We start from the raw sequence: 23,081 nt of genomic DNA, 5'->3' as shown, positions 1-23,081 counted from the left end.
GTGGCTTTTGTTCGTTAAGGGCTAAAGCACCCGTGGCCTGGGGTCACTTTCTTTTTTTCGAGGCCCTCGCTCTGGAGACCTCGGTATCGCGATCCCCAACCATATGTAACCGCATGAAGTTGGTGGCTCCGGATTTGGTCCTTGTACCGGCGACGATGCCGACGATCTGACGCTGGTGAACATGACCTTGCGTCTCCAAGATCTGTTCGGCCATGTCGACTAGCTTGTCCGTATCGCGAAAGCGAGCGCAGAGGATAGGGTACGTGCCCCAGAGAAGCATGCAGCGGTTGATGACCTTCTCGAAGGGCGAGAGCGCGAAGATGGGTGGGTCGGGGTGGTACTTCGAGAGAAGCCGTGCGGTCATACCGCTTTCGGTGAAGATGGCAATAGCGGCTACGTCGAGGTCGTCGGCCGCGTGCGACATGCACTCGCAGATGGTCTCCGCGATGGAGAGGCGAACGCTGGGGTGATGGCCGAGGGCGGGGCGAGGATCGAGGCGGATCTGGTGCTCAGTCTCGGTGATGATCTTGGCCATCATGGCAACGGCTTCTACGGGGTACTTGCCTGCGGCGCTCTCGGCGGAGAGCATCACGGAGTCGGTGCCATCGTAGATGGCGTTGGCTACATCTGAAGCTTCGGCGCGGGTGGGGCGCGGATTGTCGATCATCGACTCGAGCATCTGGGTAGCGGTGATGACGGGTTTGCGGAACTCAGCGGCACGACGAATGATGTGCTTCTGAATTGCCGGAACCTTTTCTGGTGGGACCTCTACCCCCAGATCGCCGCGGGCGACCATGATGGCATCGGTGACCTCGAGAATGCTGTCGAGGTGCTCGATGGCCTGCGGCTTTTCGAGCTTGGCGACGACCCATGCGTCGGATTTAAGTGCGGCCAGACGATTCTTCACGTGGCGCACATCGTCGGCGGTGCGAACGAAGGAGACGGCGACGGTGTCGACACCTTGCCCGATGGCGAAGATGAGGTCCTCTTCGTCCTTCTCGGTGAGGGAGGGGACGTTGACGGCGATGCCGGGCAGGTTGATGCCCTTGTTTTCGCCTAACATACCCCCGTTGATGATCTCGCAGGTGACGTCTACGCCTTTAACCGTCTCGACGCGCAGTTCGATGAGGCCGTCGGAGAGCAGGATGCGGGAGCCGGGCTCGAGATTTTCCGCGAGCGTCTTAAAGGTGGTGCCGACCAGAGCGGCGGTGCCTTCGATCTCTCGCGGAGTGATGGTGAGGCGCTTGCCGGCGATAAGCTGCACGGGCTTATGGCCTTTGAGCTTGCCGGTGCGAATCTTTGGCCCCTGCAGATCGGCGAGGATGCAGATGGGCTTGCCCTCTTCCTTCGAGATCTTGCGGACCATGCGAATGAGTTCTGTCTTTTGCTCGTGGGTGCCGTGAGAGAAGTTCAGGCGTGCGACGTCGAGTCCAGCGCGGACAAGCTGGCGAAATATCTCCGGCGTACTGGAAGCGGGGCCCAGGGTAGCGACGATCTTGGCACGGCGACCACGCTCCATTGCGGCAAAGGGGGCAACGTTGGGCATTGATTTCAAAGATTTCTTCATGGGTCGCTTGCGGAAACTTTCTCACCATCGCGAAAGCATGATGGTATGACCAGTGAGTTTTAACTGCCGTGGCAATTCTAACCGGGCAGAAGGGTCTTTGGGGGCGCGGGCTCGGAATGAGATGGATGCGGGTGGAAAAAGCGGGAGTGGAACTCGGCGTTGAACTCGGCTCCGCACAGAACACAGAGTGAGATGATGTAGAGCCAGAAGAGAAGGGCTATGCCAGCGCCGAGCGAGCCGTAGACCTGCGAGTAGTTGGCGAAGCGTGTGACATACCAGCCAAAGACAACAGTGGCAAGAAACCACATGGTCGTCGAGACGAAGGCGCCGGGGAGGGTGCGCTTCCAGGACTGCTGCATGGGAGTTCCCATGTGATAGATGAGCGCGGTGACGCCGATGCTGCCGGTAAGCGCGACGCTCCACCGGATGAGCAGAGCAAGGATATAGACCGGGGTACGGGCGGAGGGCGTGATGTGCAGAGCGAGCCAGGTCGTGATGAAATGACCGAAGACTACCAGCACGCTGGCGAGCACGAATGGGATGAGCGAGAGCGGGACCAAAATAATTGCTCGCAAGCGACGCTGCCAGAAGGTCCAGCAGTCGAATGGGAGGTCGTTTGCACGGCGCAGGCCCTCCATGATGGTGGCCAGAACGCTGGAGGCGCCGATGAGGCTGACGAAGGCTGCAACCCCCACGGCGTGGGTGGAACGGATGGTCTGCGGGGAGGTGACAAAATAACTTTGCAGCAGGGGGCTGACGTCTGGTGGGAGAATGCGGTCGAAGAAGAGCGCCAACTGGAAGCGTAGGGGAGTTGTGTCGGGAACCATGCTGATAAAAGCGGCGGCGACGATGAGGGCTGGAAAAAGGGCCACCATCGCTGAGTAGGCTGTGGACTGGGCGAGGTTGAGGCTGTCGTGCCTCATGGCCCGGAGCAGCGTTCCATGAAGGATCCTGGGGAGGCGCAGGAGTCTTCTCATAGGATCAGTCCGGGAGACGAAGGAGACGGACTACGCTTTCCACCGGTTAAGGAAAGCGGTGACGGCTTCAACGCTGGTGTGCTCGAACTCCTTCTCGTGTTCGGCGTAGAGGAGGTTGCCGTGAGCGTCGATGACAGCGAGAGAAGGAATGCCATGAGCGATGGGAACATGATACTTCCTTGCCACATCGACGTTGTGGTCTACATGGCCGGTATCGATGTGCACAACAAGGAAGTGCTTGGCGAGGATCTCCGCATTGGGACTCTGGCGGTAGTAGAAGTCCAGAACCTGGCAGTCGCCGCACCAGTTCGCGCCGAAGTCGAGGATGATGCGTTTGTGCTCGCGGCGGGCGGTGACCATTGCGGCGGCGATGTCGGCACTGGCGTTGGCGGTCTCGGAGTAGAGGTGCTTATTGACTGTAGGTGCTGCAGAAAACTGTGCAAGCACATGACCGGCTGAGCCAAGTACGAGGCCGAGAAGGCAAAGAGTGGCAATGCCGGTAGTGTGGCTTCGGGATATCGAGAACATCTGTGTGACCTTCCGGGAAGCGCATCGTGACAAGCACCGCCATAGAGATGATGCACGACGAGAGTTTATGGGCGCAACCAATGATTTGTGGCTACGTATCGTTAGCGGCAGTAAGATCATAGGGATCAAGCCGCGAATGCAGTGATTGAGTTCGACATTCCCGACGGGCCCTGGGGAGAGGATGATTACGACTTTGCCGCAGGGCTAAGGCTGCGGCGGCCTTCGATGCGGAAGGCTTTGTTTTACTGCAAATCCATTTTCAGGAAGACAAAAGATGGAATATGCCGGATGCGCACGGACCTATCATCGCCTCTTGAATCCTTATCTCGCTGTTGTTTTTGTTTTGACGATCTGGCGGCTATTTGACGTGAAGGATTCGCGCGCGCGGTGGACCGTGGGCGACTGGCTCATCAACTATGAGGGCGGATTTGTACGCAGAGGATTTGCGGGCGAGGTGTTTCTTGACACGGGGCGCGTGCTGCATGTGTCTCCCGTGTGGCTGGCACTGCTGTTGTCCCTGGCCTGCTATGCTGTCATGTTTTTCGCGGTGTGGAAGCTGCTCCAGGTTGCGAGTTGGAACCTCTGGATTGTTGCGCTGGCAGTCTCTCCGGTTACGCTGTCGTTCGGGATATTGAACATTGGAGGATGGGGCAGAAAAGAGATCCTATATCTCGCCGGGCTTGGAATATTGCTGCTGATGCTTTTACGAGCGAAGGTACAGGATTGGCTTTTGATCGCTGTGATGACGTCGATCTGTCCGTTAATGGTTCTTTGTCACGAACCCTTGATCTGCTTTTTTCCTTATTACTTCGGGGCGCTTGTTATCGCCCGCCACAGCATCAAGAGCGCGATAAAGATCGCCACGCTGCCACTGTTGTTTTCGACGGTGGCTCTGGTGCTTGTTATTCATCATCCAGGCAACGCTACGACCGCCGCTAACATCTGCGACTCTCTTGGGCCGCTCAAGCAACACGTCTGCGGCGGGGCGATCGACTACCTCGCGAGTACCAGTGCAGGCGCGCGGACGTTGGTGGCGGAGAACATCCAGGCATATCACTACTACACGCTGTATTCCAACTGGACGATTGCGGGGAGCGTTCCCATCATCATGGCGTTTGCTTTCTTATGGCGTTATGCGAAGGTCCGTTATTCGCTGATAGTTCTTTTAATTGCGACTGGCGCCTCTTGTGCAGCTTCTTTGGTGTTGTTCCTGTATGCGGTGGACTGGGGAAGATGGATTTATATCCATATCTTCAGCGTCTTCTTCCTTCTACTGTTCATTGATTATCGGCGCCAAGAGAGGGAGCCTTTGGGGAGCGAGGTTCCTCTGCCGTCAAAGTGGAGATCGCGCTGTGTGGGCTTTGCTTTGTTCCTCTACGCTACGTCGTGGAGCATGCCCAACGTGCCGGACAAGATTGAAGGCTACGGTTATCTGGGCTTTCCGATACGTATTCTCAACGCGCATTTACACGGTTCTTAACAGGGCAGTGGCATGGAACTGCTCCTTCGGCTGGAACGCATCGTTGGGAAGCCACGTTGTTGGACCAATTGCATGGCCAGATGGATCCTAGCGTCTGCTCTGGCCGTGAGCTACTTGCCGGCGTAGTAGCCGCCACGGGTCTGGACGACGAGGCCTTTCTGGTGAACGTCTACAGAAACCTGATGGTAGCCGCTGGAAGCTGCGTCCTGGGTGGGGGTGTAACCGAGGCGGTACTGCGCCCGAAGCTCTTCCGCTATCTGGTTATAGATCTGGGCGACGTCTTGATTTTTCTTGACCTCGAAGAGGCGGCCGCCGGTCTCCTGTGCCATACGTTCGAGGATCTTCTTTCCGTCGACATGACTCTGGCTGGGATAACTGCCTCCGTTACCGCCCCCGTTGCCTCCCCCTGGATAGCCGCCACGACCGCCAGGATAGCCACCGCCAGGATATCCGCCCCCTGGGTAGCCACCACCAGGGTAGCCACCGCGGCCGCGCTGCTGGTTATCGTTCTGCGGATGGCTCTCTTCGCCCTTGAAGTAGATGGCGTAGATGATGGTATCGGCCCGCTGCGCGGCTTCGATGGATCGGACGAGATTCTCCCGGCTGTTTCGGTCGACGCCATCGGAGAGGATGATCAGAGCTTTGCGGCCGGTCTGCTTGCTCATCAGCTCGTCCGAGGCGAGAAAGAGAGCGTCATAGAGGACTGTCCCTCCCCGGCTGTGGCTCCGGCTGTCGCTATCGTCGTCGACGACGCCGGGACTTGGAGTGTCGATCTCTTTGAGAGCTTTTTGAAGAAGCGGGCGCGAGGTGGTGAGATCCTGCAACAGCTCGGTTTGACGGGCAAACTGGATGATGAAGGCCTGATCCTTCGGGTTGGTCAGCATCTGGTCGAGGAAGGTGCTGCTGGCGGTGCGTTCTTCGTCCAGGACGCTGCGCTGAGATTGGCTGATGTCGACGAGAAGACCAAGGGTGAGCGGAAGGTTGGTGTCTTTGTCGAAGTAGCGGATGGTCTGAGGCTTACCGTCGACCTGTAGGGTGAAATCATCCTTGGTGAGGTTCTGGATGAATGCTCCCTTTTTGTCGCGGACGACGACGGGGAGATTGACCAGACGGGCGTCAACAGCGATGGTTCCCGCGGTGGGTGCAGGAGACTGATCGGACGGAGAGTTTTTTTGCTGCGCGGCAAGGCCGGTAACGTACAGGGCAGAGACAAGCAGAGCAACGGCCAGCAGAAAAGGCCGAAAGGAGGAGGGGGCGGTCATGTGGGTTTAGACGGTCCCGGTCTGACGGGGTTTCAAATCCAGGCGGACTGACCCGACGTTTTTGCTGACGGAGAGATCGATGACTTGCTACTATCGAGTCATCGTTTCAATCTGCTCCTGCTTTTACTATCTTCGGTTCAAGCGGAGTCTTTGAGTGAATTCTCGGCCCGTATGGGTCGTTGCAGGTCGTTGAACGCTGAAATGGTCACAGCCGCCCCGCAGCCTTTCGCGATTGTGAGCGGAGATGCTGAGTAAGCCGGGCGAATGATAGGCAGGGTTGCTTCGCGCTATAACCTGTTGACACTCCCATTGCAGTATTCTGAGTGGGTTTGGAGACGCCAGAAAATAGAGTGCAATGGACATAAGCAAGACTGTTGGCGAAGCGTCGCTGGAGGTGGAGTTGGCTCATTGTGCTGCTCCTGAAGCCACTTATGCCAGATCGCGCTCTGAGTCCATCCGGTGGGGCCACCTGACCGCGACGTTCTTCACTCTGCTCCTATTTTCGTGGCTGGGAATCGTGCTTTCGCGACAGTCGGATGGGGTTGCGACGATTTGGTTTACGAATGGCCTTTTGTTTGCGCTGGTGGTGACGCAGCCGAAGAAGACCTGGATCCCTTATTTCATTGCGGGCTTTCTGGCCGATACGCTGGCCGATGTCCTTTATGGCGATCCGCTGCGGCTGGCGGTCGGCGTGTCCGTTGCCAACTCCGTGGAGGTCATTACCTCGTCCGTATTGTTGACACGGTGGTTTGGCAGCCCTCTGCAGTTGACGAAGCGCCAGCCCTTGCTGGGCTTTCTCGGCGTCGCGGTCGTTGGGGCAACAGCTGTGACTAGTGCCTTGGGTGCTTCGTGGACGATGCTTTTTGTGAACGCAGGCCCCTGGTGGATGCTGTTTCGTACCTGGTACCTGGGCGATGTGCTGGGCATGGCGATCATCGCGCCGCTGGTCTTTATCTTGCAGCGGCCAGGTTTTTTTACGATGCTCAGCAGCCAGGAGCTGCCGAGAACGCTATTGTTGCTAATGGTTCCTGCGGCTGCGACAGCGTTGGTGTTCAGCCACAGCAAAGACCCGCTCATCTTTTTTATCTTTCCTGCGCTGTTGCTGGTGGTGTTCCGGTTGGGTTTCCCAGGCACGGTGCTCGCCGTGTTTGTGATCGCACTGATCTCGATCTGGTTTACCGTCACTGGACATGGGCCGTTGATGCTGATCACTGGCACGAATCTGCTTCACAAGATTGTGATTGAGCAGATCTTCCTTGCGGTGGCTCTGTTCACCTTCTTCCCGGTGGCGGCTCTGCTCGAGGAGCGCAAGGCGCTGGAGATTTCGTTGCAGAAGAGCGAGCTGCGATACCGCGAGCTGGCCAATGCGGATGCCCTGACTGGCCTGGCAAACCGGCGAGCGTTTGATGAGCGGCTGGAGCAGGCATGGTATCGGGCGATGCGCGAGGAGCAGTCGCTGGCTCTGCTGCTGATCGATGTGGATCTCTTCAAGGCGTATAACGACCTCAATGGACATGTTGGCGGAGATGAATGTCTACGCTGCATTGCGAAGGCGATTGCCGGTGCGCTGCAGGGCAAAGCAGAGATCGCAGCACGTTTCGGGGGCGAGGAGTTTGCTGTGATCCTCCAGAACATGAATATCGAAGTTGCCATGCAAGTCGCTGAAGACGTCCGCGAGGCCGTCGCCTCCTTGAAGGTGCCGCACGGGGGAAATCAGTTCGGAATCCAAACCATCAGCGTGGGTGTCGCGGCGGAGGTACCGAACCGCAACACCACGGTGATATCTTTGCTGACGGCCTCCGATCACGCGTTGTATCGTGCCAAGTATCTGGGACGAAACCGGGTAGAGTCGGCAGCGGCATTGATGCCAAAAAGCGAGATGTTCACTGCGGATTCGACGGTCTGAGCCGCGAATCCGCCATCTCGTGTTGTTGCAGTGGCGATGGATTGGGAAGATGAATTTTGACGGGACGATGAGACCACTTCTTTGGCTGACAGTCGGCTGTTTCTGTGCGCTGCCTGGAGCGGGTTGCGCCTCAAACTCGGCGACGGCAGCTACCTCCGCACACGCCATCGCTGACGCAACCGTGACGAAGCCTCCGATGGGATTTGCAAAGACCATCGTGCTATGGCCGAACGGAGCGCCAGGTGCGTTGGGAGGAAGCGAAGGCGACATTCCAAAGATGTATGTGTACCCAGCGCCGGGTGCCGGAGTACATTCTGCGGTGATCGTGATGCCTGGGGGCGGATATGTTCATCTGGCGATCGAAAAGGAGGGTGGGGAGGAGGCGCGCTGGCTGAATGCGCATGGCGTGACGGCGTTTGTGCTGGAGTACCGGCTGGGACCGCGATACCACTTCCCTTCTCCGATGCTGGATGGCGCACGGGCGATGCGCTATGTGCGCAGCCACGCCGCAGAGCTGGGAGTGGCGAAGGACAGGATCGGGCTGTGGGGCTTCTCCGCTGGCGGTCACCTGGCAGGTTATCTTGCTGCGGTAAACGATAACGGCGCCACGGGCGCGGAGGATCCGATCGATAGGGTGAGCGACCGGCCCGACTTCGCCATTGTTTCCTATGGGCGGTTTACCATGGACGCCACGATCCCCAGGAAGACGGACATGGAGGGACTGCTGGGCAATCATCCGACGAAGGCAATGCTGGACTCGATCTCGGTGGTGAAGCTGGTGACGAAGAATACCTCTCCATGCTTCATCTTCTCGACGACTGCTGATCAGCAGGTGAGTCCACTCAATGCAACAGCGTTTTACGACGCGCTCAAGGAAGCCGGCGTGCCTGTGGAGTTGCACATCTTCGAGCGCGGGCAGCACGGAGCGGGAATGGCGCAAGGGATGAAAGGAATGACCGAGCTAGCCATCTACCCTACTCTGCTCGCGAACTGGATGGAGATGCACGGCTGGATGTCGCAGGAATAGTGTGCCGGAGAGATTGTTGCTCTTTACCGACCCGTGGACTCAAAATAGTTGATCCCCGGCTGCGAGGAACGAATAGACTGCATTTGGTATTGCTGCGAAATAAAAATCGAAAGCAACCGTTTACGTACGCAAACAGCACCCTTTTTGACAGCGAAATAGTTGCTTCATTCGGTTACGGCGTTGACGGGGGTAGAGAAACACGATGCTGGCAATATCCTGGCTTGTATTTCGAGGTATCTCTTGAAAGCCTCTGTGCTCGAATCCCAGCGATCCTGGGTTTGGAAGACGATCCTCTCAGCAGCGCCGGTTTCGCTGGTGGTAGCAGGGCTCTGGCGAATAGAGCATGGGGCTGAGTTCGGAAGGTTGAGCACGGTCTTAATTGCGATCTCTGGCACTGCTCTTGCATTGTGGGCACTGTGGCACGAACGCGGCCGAGAGAAGCTAAAAGGGGCTCAGCAGGCGCATTCTCAATTTTTGGCAGCCGCTGAGACGAGCCTGGATGCCTTTGGGCTCTTTGAATCCTTGCGAGACGAAGAAGGCAGAATCGTGGACTTTCGAATTCTTTACGTCAATGCCAACGTCGAGAGGCTGGTAGAACGATCACGCTCCGAGTTGCTGGGACAGACTCTGTCCTCAGTAACTCCGATAAAGGCAACGGGATCGATGTTCGCCAGGTTTTGCAGAGTTGTCGAGACCGGGGAGTCACTTAACGAAGAGTTTCCTCTGAGCTACGCGAGTGTAAAGGCGACGTGGTTGCGAACCCAGGTGGTCAAGCTCGGAGACGGACTGGCCATTACCTTCAGCGATATCAGCGAAGCTAAGGTGACGCAGGAGCGATATGCTCACCTGGCGGAGTTTACTGGCTCCGTCTTTCAGAACGCTCCTTTCAGCATCGTCGCAACCGATATTGCCGGGATGATTACGGCAATGAACGGGGAGGCAGAGAGGCTGACGGGATATCGGAGCGAGGAGTTGGTGGGAAAGTCTTCGCTGACGGTGTTGCACGACGAGCGCGAACTTCTGGGCAGGGCGGTCGCAATTGATTCCTCCGCGACACTGGAAAAATATGGCTTCGAAGTTCTGACGACGAAGGCGTCCCAGGGAGAGATGGAGGAGCAGGAGTGGACTCTGATCAGACGCGACGGCGGACGAACGCCGATCAATCTGGCCATGAGAGCAGTGAAGACCGAGGCTGGAGAGGTAACCGGCTTCGTGAGCATTGCATTTGATATTACGGATCGGCGGCAGATGATGGAGTATGTGACTCATCTGGCCACACATGATCAACTGACGGGGCTGACAGGCCGCGCGCTCTTGCAGGACAAGACCGTCCAGACGGTGGAACTGGCGCGACGTTACGGGACAAAGGTCGCGGTCTTTGTGATCGATCTGGATCACTTCAAACGCATCAATGACTCCCTGGGACATTCGGCGGGCGACCAGATTCTGGTCGAGGCTGCCCATAGATTGCGTCGCTCTGTGCGCAGCACCGATGTGGTGGCGCGGATAGGCGGGGATGAGTTTGTGGTGGTAATGCCGGACATCACCACCGTGGACGACGTCGAACAATGCGCAGTCAATCTGGTAGCCACATTATCGCCGGAGATCTCGATCGAAGAACATCTGGTGCACGTGACCGCGAGTGTCGGGGTCTGCATCTTTCCCGACTTCGCAAGCGATGCCAAACATCTGCTCAAACGGGCAGATTCGGCGATGTACGCGGCAAAGGAGAACGGGCGGAATCAGTTTCAAATCTTCAGCGAAAGCATGCTGAAGGAGACGGCAGAGCGCCTGACGATGGAGCATGCGCTGCGACATGCGTTGGCGAATAAAGAGCTCAGCATGCACTACCAGCCGCAGATCTCACTGACCACCGGAGCTGTGACCGGAATGGAAGCGCTGCTTCGATGGACAAATCACAGACTAGGGAGCATCTCGCCGTCGCAGTTTATTCCGTTGGCGGAAGAGACGGGGCTGATTGTACCCATCGGGGAGTGGGCCTTTATGACCGCATGTTGCGAGGGAAAGGCGCTGCAGGACGAGCTTGGCATGGATCTGACGGTTTCAATTAATCTATCGCCGCGGCAGTTTCAGCAGAAAAATCTCGTTCCTCTGGTTGAACACTCGCTGTCGAAGAGCGGCCTGTCTCCAGAAAGACTGCAGATCGAGATTACGGAAAATATGCTGATGGTGAACTCTGAACATGTTCTGGAAAAGCTGCAGAAGATGCGGGAGTTGGGAGTGCGTATTTCTATCGACGACTTCGGCACAGGGTTTTGCAGTTTCTCGTATCTGCTGGAGTATCAGGTTGATCAGTTAAAGATCGATCAGAGCTTTGTGAAGAAGGCTGGAACCGACGCCAATGCTGCAGCAGTGGTTCGCACGATCATCGCAATGTCTCACGGACTCAACATCAAGGTCGTGGCAGAAGGTGTCGAAACCGATGAGCAGATGCGTTTCCTGTTGCGGAGAAAGTGTGACGAGGCACAGGGCAACTTTATCGCGAAACCGGTGGCTATGGCGGAGTTTGGCGATGTGGTGCGGCAGTACGCCGAGGGCCCTGCTGCTCGTGCGTCAGAGTCCGCAATCGGGTTGGTTCGGTAGAAGACTCATTAGCACAGCTATGATCACGACAGGGATATCCCGTCGGGCCGCGTCAACTGCTGTATATCCAAAACTTTCTTCTAAGTTGTTGCTCGACTGCGTCGAATAAGGTTGTAGATACCTAGCAGAATGAGGGCGCCGACAAGCGACATAAGAAAGCCGGCGGATTGATCAGGCTCATAGTGACCGATCGCGCGCCCGAGGAAGGTCCCGAGGAAGGACCCTGCTATACCGATCAGCATGGTAATGAAGATGCCGCCAGGCTCTTTCCCTGGCATGATCAGTTTGGCGAGTGCGCCGACGACAAGACCGATGAGAGCCGTCCAAAGCAAATGAAGCATCGCTGTTCCTCCATGTTTGGTTTCCGGGGCGGCCGGATACGTCTCGATTGATGGAAGAAGAATACTCCTAATTGGTGCAGATGCAAGAGGTTGATCTTGCGGGATCCGTTAGATTCCCTTCTGCGCCGGCCGCGACGCAGTGGCGAAGGATGACCTAAGCGTTGCGGACGATCAGGTCGTTCTTCCAAAGAGCTAGAACGACGTCCATCTGGCTGTTATGGGCGATGTCTTCGCCGTCGGTAACCTCGGCCCAGAGTGTGTTGACAGTCTTGTGCGTACCCGCGTTGAGTAGCACAACGGCACGAAGAGCATAGGCTTTGGCTTTGTTGGATGGAGCATATTGCCCGGCGGGAATGCCCTTAACCAGGCCGTCTTCACAGAGACTTAAAAAAGCGAACCTTGGGCCTCCCTTTCGCTGAGCCGAAGGACTGGTCGGATAGAGTTTTGCGGTCGCCTGTTCCCAGCGAGCTGCAGGTGTGATGAACTTGCCGTAAGTATCCATGCGGGCCGCGATGAGAGCGGCTTCGCCATATTTGTTAGCCATTGATGTCTCCGGTAAGAGTTTTTTGATTACAGGTGGGTGCGATCGTTGGTAGATGGCGTCGCTGCGCTCGAAGACGTTCAGATGCAATAAGGGATCGTCGAATCGTTCTTCGGTTGTTCGCTGGCTGTTCAGGACTTTGAAGATTTAGCCACTGCGCTTGTCTGTTTGGAAGAAGCGGGGGCGTCCTCCCAGAGTTTGATGCCACCGTCGATTGCGTTGGTGTTTGCGCCCAGAATCACATGATTGGGGAGCGACTTCATGAGTTTCGCGTTGCCGCCGCCGAGAAGAACGGAGTCGCAGACCATTCCGGCCTGAAGGCGGCTAATAATGTCGAGGACTGACTTCCTCCAGCGCTTGACGCCACGACGTTCCAGGCCCACGAGACCGATGTACTGTTCGTAGGTGAGCCCTTTCTTATAAGGCAAATGAGCGAGTTCGAGCGGGATGACGATACCATCGAAGATCATTGCCGAGCCCAGGCCGGTGCCGGTGCCGAGGAAGAGCATGCGGCCACCCTTGTAGCCGCCAAGAGCCTGCATCGCAGCATCGTTGATGAAGCGAAGGGGCTTTCCAAACTCTTTTTCGTAAGGAAAATCGATCCAGCCTCCGCCAAGGTTATGAGGCTCTGCGATCGGGCGATGGTGGACCACAGGACCTGGATAGCCAATGGATACGCAATCGTAAGTCCAGCCGGCGGTGGCAGCGAGGACGTCCTTTGTCATCTGTTCAGCGGTCATGTTAGGACCGGACGGGATCTTGACAGGGACGCGCATATCTGTGGAGGCGACTTTTACGTTGGTACCTCCGATGTCGATGACTAAAACTTTCATTGAATTGCATGTTAGCAGTGTTGGGGAGGCGGCTGGGTCTCGACCGCAGTTTCTTTGGCAACGGCTCGATGGAGCTTTTCACACGGTCCGCAGGCTGGAGCTTCCCGGATCTAAGACTCAATCTTCGGAGACATTTCTGAGGTCTGATGCCGGGAGTCCGAGTTCACGATAAGGCCGGAAATTTCAGATGTCTTCGCTGCGCCGGAGCGAAAAATAACGAACACGTAAATTTATTTAGCTGGTTATTTTTCTAATGCGGCAAGGGATCTCGAACGTAAAACAGCTGATGATAAATGGGTTGTTTTGTTTTTTATTATCTTGTTGACAGTAGTATTTCGAGTGGATTATCGTGGTGTTGGGCACATTTGCCCTAGAGATAAATATTATGCGTCGAATCATTGTGGCCGCCCTAGTCCTGTCCCCCATGTTGCTTCACGCTCAGGCAAATTCGCCTGCAAAAACTCAGACTGCTGCGCCCAGCCTGCGCTCTGAATTGGTTGCCCCCACGTTTACTGGCTCCGAGTCGGATCGAGGGTCCACGTCAGCTGCTCCTCTTCGGATCTCCACCGGTGTCAATGCTCCCAAGCTGATTTACACCGTCGCGGTCGAATCGGACGCCGACTTCGCTCCAACGGCCCAGTTTGATAGAACTGCAGTTGTTGCGATGACAGTCGACGCGAGCGGCAAACCTACGGATCTAAAGATCATTCAGTCGGTCAACCCGATGATGGACCGCAACGTTCTGAATGCGGTCAGTCATTATCGCTTCACTCCGGGTACGCTGGACAACCAGCCCACTGCTGTTCCGGTCAATCTGGCTGTTGTTCTACGCGGTGGCCGCTAGTTTCCTATTTGCATGATGGGCCTTCAGCGGCTTACGTCGATGTTGGCTTGGATCAAGCTGAAAAGGCAGACTCTTTCGAGTCTGCCTTTTTTTGCTTGCGTTACGAAAAATGCGTCATTGCGATGCAGCGGGAGGAGCGGTGGGGCTGGTTTGGCTCTTGCCGCTGGGATTGGGGCGCAGGATAAGGAAGAGCGCGATCACTCCGACAACGACGCAGGTGATGACGATCAGCAGGAGGGGGCTGCAGAAGGCTTGTCGTTTCTCGGGCGGCGGGGTGGGGGAGGAGGACATGTCTGTTGGATGCAGGATGCGAAGTTCGTGAATTTTTATTGCGTGGTAAATGAGTGTTTTTCAAGGTATTTTTGCGAAAACGTGTTGTCTGGACGTGGTTTTTTGATGGTGTGATCGTGGTGGAATGCGTGGCAAACGTGGTGACGAAACACCATCAAAATCGGCTCCTAAAAACACGCCACTTTCTTCTGATTTATTTTTCGTTCTGATCTGTTTTCGTTCATTGATTCTTTTCGTTCGTAGTTCCTGCGTTCTGTGGTTGAGATTCCATGGCTCAGAGGTTTTGTGATGGATTGATTCTGATAGTGGGGCGGCTGCGGCTGGTCGGCTGCAGAGTTCGCTGCTCTTTGCAGGGTCTGGGGACGTCGGTGGAAGGACCGTGGCATGCGATTTCGCTTGATTGGCGGGGGTATGAGTGGGATACTGCGGTGAAAATGCAGTGAATCGACGTGTACGCGATTCTGGGGCCAAGGACGAGCGAGTGCTTCTGGAGGAGTCATGGCGAGTGTGGCTGGAGTGAATCCCGATGAGGGCGTAATCGCGCCTGGTACTCCCGAGGAGCTGGCTGGGCCGGCCCAGGTGGAGTTGAACGCAACCCGGCCTGTGGGTCGCACGGAGCGCATCGGCAGCATGGATGTGCTGCGCGGCTTTTCGCTGATGGGCATCCTGGTGATGAACATCTGCGACTTTGCTTATGGATATCACAACTACCTCTACCCGCTGAGCACGGTGAAGCCGGTCTTCAGTGGGCCTCACTGGAAGATCAATACGACGATGTGGTTTTTGCGCTGGATCTTTGCCGAGGGCAAGATGCGGGCGCTGTTTTCTATGCTGTTCGGGGCTGGCGTAATCCTGCTGACGGAACGGGCACTTGCGCGAGGGGCGGGAATCAAGGCGGCAGATATCTTTACGCGCCGTAATATGTGGCTGGTGTTAATCGGGATGATTCACGGCTACCTGATCTGGGACGGCGACATCCTGTTCTACTACGGCGTGGCAGCGCTGCTGTTTCTGTTTCCCTTTCGCAATGTTCGGGTGAAGCGGCTGATGTGGACGGCGGGCATCATACTGTTTCTCAACTCCGTGCTGATGATGGGCGGCCAGTATGGCGCCTCCTACAGTGCGAAGCAGGCGGCGGCAAAGGCCAACGCGAAGCTGGCGCAGCACCAGACTCTGACCGAGGATGAGATCGGGGATCTCAAGAAGTGGCAGAACACGCAGGACAGATGGCGTGCACCCGACAAGAAGAAGTACGAAGACATCGCCGCGATGCAGAAGGGATATTGGAAGGCACAGGGGCATGTGGCGGGCAATGTGTTGATGGGGGAGTTGAAGGGTGCGTACTTTGGATTTGGGGACTGGGTGGGGCTGATGCTGCTGGGCATGGCTCTGTACAAGAACGGTTTTTTGCCTGGCCGCTTGAGCATGAAGACGTACGCGTGGATCGCGGTGATCGGTCTAGCGGTGGGCTGGTCGGTGACCGGGGTGGGCGCGTACAAGGCCTGGGCGGGACACTTCGATATGTTCAAGACTTTGATCTGGATGCAGGCTCCCTATGACATCGGCAGGATCGCGGGGGCGTTGGGGAATGCGGCGCTGCTCTTGATTCTGGTGAAGGCGGGAGTATTTCGATGGCTGCTGGCGCGGATCGCGGCGGTGGGGCAGATGGCCCTGTCGAATTATCTGCTGACGAGCCTTGCAATGAAGACGATCTTCGTTTGGGGCGCGTGGCACTGGTATGGCTATGTGGAGTACTACAAGATCTACTATGCCGTGGCGGGGATGTGGATCTTCAATATGGCGTTCAGCTCGATCTGGCTGCGGTACTTCGAGTTTGGGCCGATGGAGTGGGTGTGGCGCTCGCTGACTTATTGGAAGCGGCAGCCGATGCGCATTCCGGCGGTGGCTCCGGTGGTTGCCGATGTCACTGCCTAGCGGTGTTGCAGCGCGGTGAAAACGGTTCGCGCGGAGTGCGAATGCCCACTCATGGCATAAGGCGCCATGAATGGGGCACCCACACTCTTGGTACTAAGAACTTCATCTGCGGGCGCGCCGCCAATCTGATCCGCTATCTTTCGTCGATGCTGAGAGAGGCGGTTCGGCGGCGTCTGTTCCTCGTGTTTACGTGATGGCTGGAAGTACTATGGGTCCGGAAGTACTACATGGCCAGGAGCAGGCGACGTGACCACACATTCCAACGAGGTTCACGCTCAACTTGACACTCAACTCGGCGGTGCGGCCGTCCGGATGTTTGCGGCTAACGATCGCATGAACCAGATGCTGATCGAACATCTTGATGCTGCGGCGTGGAGAGCTAAACCGCTGGGAAAGACGCGCACCATTGCTGCGATCTTCACGCATATGCATAACGTCCGCTGCAAGTGGGTCCGGCTTACGGCTCCGCACCTGAAGGTTCCTGCACTGCTGAACCGTGCGCGCTGCACGCCGGAGCAAGCCCGTGGTGGTTTGGCCGAGAGTGCTGCTCGCTGCGGGGAGATGCTGGCAGAGGCGCTGCGCGAGGGTGGCGGGAGCATCGAGAGGTTTCGCCGAGACGGCTGGGCTCCGTCGTGGCCGGTTGGCGTGGAGATGCTGTGCTACATGCTGGCTCATGAGGCGCATCATCGCGGGCAAATTTGTATGCTGGCGCATCAGGTGGGATCTCCTCTACCGTATGAGGCGTCGGACGGGATCTGGAACTGGGAGAGGATCTGGAAGGAGTGCGGGGCGCGTGGTCCGGGATACGGCTCGTGATTCGTGCGTGAGTACGAATTTGATTCGCGTATGCCGATGGTTTCGAAAAGTAACCGTAGTAGGCCTAAAACTCCACTATTTTATGCATACTTTTGCACACAAGACGGGCGTCTTGCCGCGCTTTCTTTTGTATTGAACGCGTAACTTTGGCATGCTACGTGCCTTGAATGCTGGCAAGATGAGTCTCCTCCCCATCTGTTGTAGAGGACTTTATTAATGCGAATCACCTGGATGTTTGTAGCGGCTGCACTTTCGTTCCCTGTACACGGCGCGTTGGCGGATAGTATCCAACTGACCGTTCATTCGAGCGCCACCATCGATGTGTCCAGCCCCAACGATAACTTCTTCGGCCAATACGATCGTGTTCAAGGACAGCCGTCCCTGAATGACCATCCCAGCATCTCGACGAACGTCCTCATTCCATTTTCGAATGTGTCGGTTCTGTTGCCGGCGGGGAGCGTCTTCGAGGATGCTTCGGTCGGGATCGCGGGGCCGAGCACACATGTGATCGGGACGGGACACGAGTTCGCGGGAGCACCATTTGGCACGGTGATCAATCACTCGCTTCCTTCGGTTGCGCCTACGTTCAGCACAACCGGGATCTCCGATGCGACGGTCGACCTTCTCTTCCTTGGCGGGACATCGGTCAATGGGGAGAAGGTATCGACGAACATTCAGGATCTGAATTTTCTGCTCACGGGATTTATTCAGTCTGCACTTCTGAATCCGGGGTCCAACTGGGCGGGATACCTGGGAGGCAGTGGGCAGGTGGTGATTCCCTATACGGTGCAGTTGACGGTGGACTATTCGCCAGTGCCTGAACCTTCGAGCCTTGCGCTGTTTGGGATAGGGCTGCTTGGGTTAAGTGGGGTGGTTCGGCGGAAGCTTCGTTCTTAGTCATCCTCTAGTGAGTTTGCGGCTTGCCTCGGACCTTCGGGCCGTGAGCATAGGTGCGTGAGAAGACGCCTCGGTGCCGGTCATGCGACGATACAACTCTACAACGAGATAAACTCTTTTTTCGATCCGCTAATGCCCGCGGCTGCATCGAAGGGTTTGTCGACGATCTGTTGCGCGAAGGCGAGACCGGGGAGAAGCAGGCTGCCCGATATCAAACGTTTGCAACAATCGTGATTGGGCGTTCCCAGGAGGATTCATGACAACAGCTGTCGCAGCACGAACGATGAAGGTGGCGCAGGTATCGGCTGCCGGGGCAGATTTCCAGATCGTGGAGCGTGAGATTCCTGAACCCGGTGCGGGAGAGGTGCGGATCAAGGTGCTGGCGTGTGGTGTCTGCCACAGTGACGCACTGACGAAAGAGGGCGGGTGGCCCGGAATTCAATATCCGCGCGTTCCCGGGCATGAGGTGGCCGGCGTTGTCGATGCGGCGGGTGCCGGCGTTTCGGAGTGGAAGCAGGGGCAGCGGGTCGGGGTCGGCTGGCATGGCGGGCATGATGGCACCTGTCTCTCGTGCCGGCGAGGGGATTTTGGCAACTGCCAGAATATGAAGATTCCGGGCATTAGCTATGACGGTGGATACCAACAGTACATGGTGGCTCCTGTGGAGGCTCTGGTAGCGATACCAGAGAGTCTGAGCGACGTTGAAGCGGCACCTTTGCTCTGCGCCGGAATTACGACCTTCAATGCGCTGCGGCACAGCGGTGCGCTACCGAGTGACCTGGTTGCGGTGCAAGGTATCGGCGGCCTGGGTCACCTTGGAATTCAGTTTGCGAGCAAGTTCGGCTACAACGTTGCGGCGATTGGACGCGGACCGGAGAACGAGGCGCTCGCAAAGAAGCTCGGAGCAAATGTGTACATCGACAGCAAATCTACGAATGCTGCAGAGGAGTTGCAGAAGCTGGGCGGGGCAAAGGTGATTCTGGCGACTGCTCCCAACTCGAAGTCTATGTCTGAGCTCATCAATGGCCTGGGGCCGAACGGCAAGCTCATGGTGATCGGCGCCACCTCTGATCCGATTGAGGTGACACCGTTCCAGTTGATTAGTGCGAGTCGAACGATTCAAGGCTGGGCCTCGGGAATACCGACAGACTCGGAAGATACACTGCGCTTCGCCGAACTGACCGGCGTACGACCCATGATTGAAACCTATCCGCTTGAAAAAGCGGCCGAGGCTTATGCGCGAATGATGAGCGGCCACGCACAGTTCCGCGTGGTTCTCACGATGTGAAAGATGGCGTCACTGACGGTTTTGTCACCAATACTTCCACGCTAAATCCGGGACGCGAAGCCTCTCCTGCCGCTGGCGACTATGGATGTTCCGCAGCTGCTTTCAGATTGGCGAGACCTTTGTCGAAGTCGGGACCGATCATCTTGTCCATGGTGGTGAAGACGCTCATAAGTTTGCCGGGGAAGAGATTCATCGGGCCGTTCATGATCCAGTTGACGCGGGTTGCGGAGCCTTGTGGTTCGAGCTCGAAGTCGGCAATGTTGTGACCTTCGAAGGGCTTGAGGAAGTCGATTTTGACGGTGGTCTTTGCAGGTTCAACGGAGAGGATCTCCATGCGGCCCTTGCCCACTTTGCTGTTCCCTTCCCACTCGTAGATGGAGCCGACGCCGCTGGGTGGGCCGGAGTAGGTGGTCTTCATGTTGGGGTCGAGCTTAGCCCAGGGCGACCAAGCGTCCCATTGATGAAAGTCGTCGATGAGGGAGGAGATCTTTTCGGGTTGTGCGGTGATGGTGGTGGAACGCTCTACTCGGAAGGTGCTCGGCTTGGTGAACGCTAGAAGAAGAACGACAACGACAGCCAGAACAAGGATGAGACCAAGGGTTTTGAACATAGTGGCTCCTTACGTTTTCCTGGGAAGTGAGCCGCCAGTATAGAAGTGAAGAGGCGGTTCGCGCCAGCGTGAATGCCCACATCAGGAAGTCGAGATAGGAATCGAGATATGGGCACCCGGGCACGTTCGTTGTGTCTCTCATGCGCGATTCGCGCGCCAAGCACGCTAGATCATTGCTTCGAGGCGCACGTAGCTCGCTTCCATACCGTGCTCCATGCCTGACGCCAGCATAGTTGCTCGCGTTTTCTCATCAGGCAGTGTCATCCGGATCGTCATCAACGTTCCTTCCCCGTCGCGTTCGAAGGTGGTTTCAACGTGGTTGTCCGGTGTTGGCTCCGGCAGGAACATGCGTTCGACATGCACGATTCTGCTGAACGGGTTCACTTCAAGATACTCACCGGTGATGTGGAATCCTGCGCCTTTGCCGTTCGTCCACTCGTAGTGAAACTTCCCTCCGGGCTTCGCGTCATTGATGCAGACAGGCATGCTCCAGCCTTCAGGGCCGAGCAGCCACTTTTGTAACAACTTCGGATCGGTGTGGGCGCGATACACCGCTTCCGGCATGGCAGCAAAGCGCCTCGTCACGATTACATGCGTATCGCCTTCGGTCTTCAATGTCATTTTGCTCATCGCTTTTTTCCTTTCTTCTGTATGTTGGTACCGGCTAGAACGCTGTCCAACCGGTCGTAGTTTTTCTCAAGCGCAGTGTGGAGCATTCCAAGCCATTGATCCATAGCTTCGATACCCTCTTTTGCGAGACGGCGAGGGCGCTTTGTACCTTCGACCCGGCGGATGATCAGCCCAGCTTCTTCAAGCACCTTGAGGTGTTGCGAGATCGCCGGTTGCGACATCTCGAAGGGACTTGCCAGTTCATTGACGGTAGCCTCTCCCAGCGAGAGTCGCGCCAGGATCGCACGACGCGTTGGATCAGCTAAGGCGGCGAATTTGGTATCGAGGCATTCCATAGGTATTTACTTATATAAGTGTATGCTTATTGTCAAGAATAGAGTTTTTGGCGTGTGCCGCGAATGTTCCTAGGAAGTTTTATGTATGGGCCACCCGCCCTGCCACGATCAGGTCATTTCGGCTATCGACATTGATGGATATACTTCGCTTGCAACTCGTGAGTCATGTTGAACTCAACGCCCCGACATAAGGAACCTGGTGACCCTCTTTCGCTGCTTCACGCCGTTACTCGCTCTGCTTCCCCTCTTAGTTCTCGAACAGAATGCCATTGCGCAGACATCAATCTACGGATCGGTCGCGCTTGTCGATTATGGCTTCCAAAACAACAACAACTATGCGGCGAAGAGTGACACAGGTGGATTCGTCGGTGGCGTCTTCTATAACTTCCCGATACAGAGTCGCCTGACCGCTGGAGTGGATGTCCGCGGCTCCTACGGTGTTGGCTCTCGGGGAGGAGCCTTAGCGGCGGCGGCTCTACGAATCGGGTTCGTGCCGGAACGCGTCGTCCTTCGGCCTTATTTCCTGCTCGGAGGCGGAGTGGTCACCTCGACTTTCAAGATCAACGACATTACGGGCCCTGCTGCCGAAGATCTCACAACACAACCCACACGATTTACCAGTGGCGGCGTGGAGTTCGCCGGCGGCCTTGATGTTCGCCTGAGTGATTCCTTCGATCTTCGGGCCGTTGAATTAGGAGCAGTCGCGGGTGCTTCAAATCAAGGTGTTGCTTCCGCTTTCCTGGATGCAGGCCTCGTATATCATCTCCACAAACGCTCCCACAAGCTCTGAAGTTTTATCACTCGTCCATCGCGGTAACTCCAAACGGCTGCTAAAAAGCGGTTCGCGCTTGGCGCGAATACCCACTCATGCGGTGAGACTGCATGAATGGGGCACCCGATGTATCGGTAGATTTTATGTATGGGCCACCCGCCCATTTTAGATGGATTAGATTGTTGGATCGGTCATGTTGCCTATAATTTTCTCTGATTCTTGCGAACCTTTGGGCGTGATAGTCACCATCGATGCTAAGGGGTCGAATTCGACGAGCCTTGAATCATGCAGAGTCTTCAATATTTTTTTCATGTAGCTCTTATTGGTGCAATCAAGCGAACTCATCAAGTTTTGCAAAGGCAATGCTCCTTTTGCGTCCGAGCTGAGAAGTAGGATTTGTTCGCTGAACGTCAACTTATTGTTCAAAACTCTGACCGTTTTGTCGCTCTTCCAGAGAACTGGCAGGGTTCTCTCCGCCAAGGAGTCTGCGAGCTGTTGGGCTTCTTTTATCTCTAACTTGTGAAACACACGCACTAACTCTGCGAGGGTCCATTTCGCCATTGCGACAACGGCCGAAGCGTCCATGAAATTTGAATTGACGTCCCCGCCCACGTGCCCTACATCACGATTATTTCTGACTTCATAAAGAACCGGCAAAAGCCGAGGGAGAAGAATCTGAAAACTTCGAGGTACGTTCGTGTAACTCTCTAACTTCTTGCATGCTGCCACAAAGTCTCTTGGCTTCGGAGGAATCTTAGTGGGATAGCTTTTTGTGGCATATCCTTCAAGAATTGCGAACACAAGTTCGGCAAAACGACCGCCGCTTAGCTCTGAGGCCAACCAGTTTCGTTCGAGATAGTTTCCAATAATCCTTTTGTACTCCACTAGAAGTGGCTTACGCAGAACGTCTGGTACATCGTTAAGTGCAAGTTTGGAAATCATAGGTGACATTCAACGTTCGTGCTTCTATGACAACTTCTGATCCAGTTCAGTCAAAACCGCAGCCGGCAATGCATAGTTGTCGGCTGACTGCTCAAGGAGTCGTTGCTGTGTCACCAAAGTCTTTAGGTATGAGGTCATGTTGCCAGCGTAGGTCACTTTGTAATAGCTAGTAGCCAATTTCATCTCATCCATCAATTCTTTTCGGGAAGAGGTTGACTTTCCCTTCCGTGAAAGGCCGATGACTGCAGCCATAATTAAATCTGTCCCAGATTTAACTGCTAACTTTGCTGCGATAGTATTCAAGCCCATCTCTTTATGGGTAGTATGCGGTCTGTCCGCTGCCGGTGTATGCGGCACTGAAGCCATACCAGTCACATGAGGCTTTACATACTCGAGAACGATCGGTATCTGCTCCTTGAGGTATTCCTCAGAGCCCGAAACTTGAATGTCAATGCTGCCGATTTTTAGGTTGAAAGAAGCGGTAGTGCTCATCAAATTCGCCTCGATAATATGGTTTTGAGTGCGCAGTAAGTTTACAAGGTATCAACCAATAAGCAACCTAAATCGTTAGACTTACGACGCATTAAAGAACAACGGCAGAGCCGAAGCTCTGCCGTTGTTTGTTGTTTCACGCGAAGCGTCGAGAACAGTACGA

The 23,081-nt window shown here is 55.9% G+C and carries 23 protein-coding genes; 10 read left to right on the top strand and 13 right to left on the bottom strand.

Features of this window, described 5'->3' with window-relative positions:
* Nucleotides 1–43 precede the first annotated feature (43 nt).
* The 3 genes from pyk to HDF08_RS04515 all read right to left on the bottom strand — a co-directional run bounded on the left by pyk (nt 44) and on the right by HDF08_RS04515 (nt 3,072).
* On the bottom strand, nt 44–1,519 hold the full coding sequence (pyk, locus tag HDF08_RS04525; protein WP_179638780.1) for a pyruvate kinase: 1,476 nt from the start codon (nt 1,517–1,519) through the stop codon (nt 44–46).
* 125 nt (nt 1,520–1,644) lie between these two features.
* Complete coding sequence (locus HDF08_RS04520) at nt 1,645–2,490, bottom strand: YihY/virulence factor BrkB family protein (protein ID WP_257030868.1); 846 nt, start codon at nt 2,488–2,490, stop codon at nt 1,645–1,647.
* Between the two features lie 84 nt (nt 2,491–2,574).
* Nucleotides 2,575–3,072, bottom strand: a complete 498-nt coding sequence (locus tag HDF08_RS04515) for a thioredoxin family protein (protein WP_179637381.1) — start codon at nt 3,070–3,072, stop codon at nt 2,575–2,577.
* Between the two features lie 274 nt (nt 3,073–3,346).
* Between HDF08_RS04515 and HDF08_RS04510 the strand changes: the two genes are divergently transcribed.
* The gene (locus tag HDF08_RS04510) at nt 3,347–4,552 is read left to right on the top strand and encodes a hypothetical protein (RefSeq protein WP_179637380.1); all 1,206 of its coding nucleotides are present in this window, start codon (nt 3,347–3,349) and stop codon (nt 4,550–4,552) included.
* Nucleotides 4,553–4,662: 110 nt separating this feature from the next.
* Here the strand turns inward: HDF08_RS04510 and HDF08_RS04505 are convergent, their stop codons facing one another.
* Nucleotides 4,663–5,814: a VWA domain-containing protein gene (locus tag HDF08_RS04505; RefSeq protein ID WP_179637379.1), complete on the bottom strand. Its 1,152-nt coding sequence runs from the start codon at nt 5,812–5,814 to the stop codon at nt 4,663–4,665.
* A gap of 355 nt (nt 5,815–6,169) precedes the next feature.
* Here HDF08_RS04505 and HDF08_RS04500 point away from each other — a divergent pair, with 355 nt between their 5' ends.
* The 3 genes from HDF08_RS04500 (at nt 6,170) to HDF08_RS04490 (ending at nt 11,351) form a co-directional block, all read left to right on the top strand.
* Nucleotides 6,170–7,720 (top strand): GGDEF domain-containing protein, encoded by a 1,551-nt coding sequence (locus HDF08_RS04500; RefSeq protein ID WP_179637378.1) that lies wholly within the window; start codon nt 6,170–6,172, stop codon nt 7,718–7,720.
* A 67-nt stretch (nt 7,721–7,787) separates the two neighbouring features.
* Entirely contained in the window at nt 7,788–8,747 is a 960-nt protein-coding gene (locus HDF08_RS04495; RefSeq protein WP_179638779.1) for an alpha/beta hydrolase, read from the top strand.
* Between the two features lie 240 nt (nt 8,748–8,987).
* The gene (locus tag HDF08_RS04490) at nt 8,988–11,351 is read left to right on the top strand and encodes a sensor domain-containing protein (RefSeq protein ID WP_179637377.1); all 2,364 of its coding nucleotides are present in this window, start codon (nt 8,988–8,990) and stop codon (nt 11,349–11,351) included.
* 80 nt (nt 11,352–11,431) lie between these two features.
* Here the strand turns inward: HDF08_RS04490 and HDF08_RS04485 are convergent, their stop codons facing one another.
* From HDF08_RS04485 to HDF08_RS04475, 3 genes are all read right to left on the bottom strand, one after another.
* Entirely contained in the window at nt 11,432–11,692 is a 261-nt protein-coding gene (locus HDF08_RS04485) for a GlsB/YeaQ/YmgE family stress response membrane protein (protein WP_179637376.1), read from the bottom strand.
* A gap of 154 nt (nt 11,693–11,846) precedes the next feature.
* Nucleotides 11,847–12,236, bottom strand: a complete 390-nt coding sequence (locus HDF08_RS04480) for a DUF6979 family protein (protein WP_179637375.1) — start codon at nt 12,234–12,236, stop codon at nt 11,847–11,849.
* Between the two features lie 128 nt (nt 12,237–12,364).
* On the bottom strand, nt 12,365–13,066 hold the full coding sequence (locus HDF08_RS04475) for an ROK family protein (protein ID WP_179637374.1): 702 nt from the start codon (nt 13,064–13,066) through the stop codon (nt 12,365–12,367).
* Nucleotides 13,067–13,451: 385 nt separating this feature from the next.
* Between HDF08_RS04475 and HDF08_RS04470 the strand changes: the two genes are divergently transcribed.
* The gene (locus HDF08_RS04470; protein ID WP_179637373.1) at nt 13,452–13,910 is read left to right on the top strand and encodes a TonB family protein; all 459 of its coding nucleotides are present in this window, start codon (nt 13,452–13,454) and stop codon (nt 13,908–13,910) included.
* Nucleotides 13,911–14,024: 114 nt separating this feature from the next.
* Here the strand turns inward: HDF08_RS04470 and HDF08_RS04465 are convergent, their stop codons facing one another.
* Nucleotides 14,025–14,201: a hypothetical protein gene (locus HDF08_RS04465; RefSeq protein ID WP_179637372.1), complete on the bottom strand. Its 177-nt coding sequence runs from the start codon at nt 14,199–14,201 to the stop codon at nt 14,025–14,027.
* 498 nt (nt 14,202–14,699) lie between these two features.
* Between HDF08_RS04465 and HDF08_RS04460 the strand changes: the two genes are divergently transcribed.
* The 4 genes from HDF08_RS04460 to HDF08_RS04445 all read left to right on the top strand — a co-directional run bounded on the left by HDF08_RS04460 (nt 14,700) and on the right by HDF08_RS04445 (nt 19,137).
* Entirely contained in the window at nt 14,700–16,136 is a 1,437-nt protein-coding gene (locus tag HDF08_RS04460) for a DUF418 domain-containing protein (protein ID WP_179637371.1), read from the top strand.
* 246 nt (nt 16,137–16,382) lie between these two features.
* Nucleotides 16,383–16,952, top strand: coding sequence for a DinB family protein (locus tag HDF08_RS04455; RefSeq protein WP_353068440.1), 570 nt, complete (start codon nt 16,383–16,385; stop codon nt 16,950–16,952).
* A 216-nt stretch (nt 16,953–17,168) separates the two neighbouring features.
* Nucleotides 17,169–17,849 carry a PEP-CTERM sorting domain-containing protein gene (locus HDF08_RS04450; protein ID WP_179637370.1) on the top strand — a complete coding sequence of 227 codons (681 nt, stop codon included), beginning with the start codon at nt 17,169–17,171 and terminating at the stop codon, nt 17,847–17,849.
* A gap of 256 nt (nt 17,850–18,105) precedes the next feature.
* Entirely contained in the window at nt 18,106–19,137 is a 1,032-nt protein-coding gene (locus tag HDF08_RS04445; RefSeq protein ID WP_179637369.1) for an alcohol dehydrogenase, read from the top strand.
* Between the two features lie 79 nt (nt 19,138–19,216).
* On the opposite strand, the gene HDF08_RS04440 is transcribed toward HDF08_RS04445, so the two are convergent.
* From HDF08_RS04440 to HDF08_RS04430, 3 genes are all read right to left on the bottom strand, one after another.
* Complete coding sequence (locus tag HDF08_RS04440; RefSeq protein WP_179637368.1) at nt 19,217–19,747, bottom strand: SRPBCC family protein; 531 nt, start codon at nt 19,745–19,747, stop codon at nt 19,217–19,219.
* 165 nt (nt 19,748–19,912) lie between these two features.
* Nucleotides 19,913–20,377 (bottom strand): SRPBCC domain-containing protein, encoded by a 465-nt coding sequence (locus HDF08_RS04435; RefSeq protein WP_179637367.1) that lies wholly within the window; start codon nt 20,375–20,377, stop codon nt 19,913–19,915.
* The gene (locus tag HDF08_RS04430) at nt 20,374–20,712 is read right to left on the bottom strand and encodes an ArsR/SmtB family transcription factor (protein WP_179637366.1); all 339 of its coding nucleotides are present in this window, start codon (nt 20,710–20,712) and stop codon (nt 20,374–20,376) included. The genes HDF08_RS04435 and HDF08_RS04430 overlap by 4 nt, the downstream gene beginning before the upstream one ends.
* A gap of 199 nt (nt 20,713–20,911) precedes the next feature.
* On the opposite strand from HDF08_RS04430, the gene HDF08_RS04425 reads away from it, so the two are divergent.
* Nucleotides 20,912–21,502 (top strand): hypothetical protein, encoded by a 591-nt coding sequence (locus tag HDF08_RS04425; protein WP_179637365.1) that lies wholly within the window; start codon nt 20,912–20,914, stop codon nt 21,500–21,502.
* Nucleotides 21,503–21,658: 156 nt separating this feature from the next.
* Here the strand turns inward: HDF08_RS04425 and HDF08_RS04420 are convergent, their stop codons facing one another.
* Nucleotides 21,659–22,426 (bottom strand): hypothetical protein, encoded by a 768-nt coding sequence (locus tag HDF08_RS04420; RefSeq protein WP_179637364.1) that lies wholly within the window; start codon nt 22,424–22,426, stop codon nt 21,659–21,661.
* Between the two features lie 24 nt (nt 22,427–22,450).
* Nucleotides 22,451–22,918: a hypothetical protein gene (locus HDF08_RS04415; protein WP_179637363.1), complete on the bottom strand. Its 468-nt coding sequence runs from the start codon at nt 22,916–22,918 to the stop codon at nt 22,451–22,453.
* Between the last annotated feature and the right edge of the window lie 163 nt (nt 22,919–23,081).

The sequence above is a fragment of the Tunturiibacter empetritectus genome (assembly GCF_013410875.1).
Classification (GTDB): domain Bacteria; phylum Acidobacteriota; class Terriglobia; order Terriglobales; family Acidobacteriaceae; genus Edaphobacter; species Edaphobacter empetritectus.
Note: the sequence above shows the minus strand (reverse complement) of the source record. Positions and strands in the feature narration are given on the sequence as shown.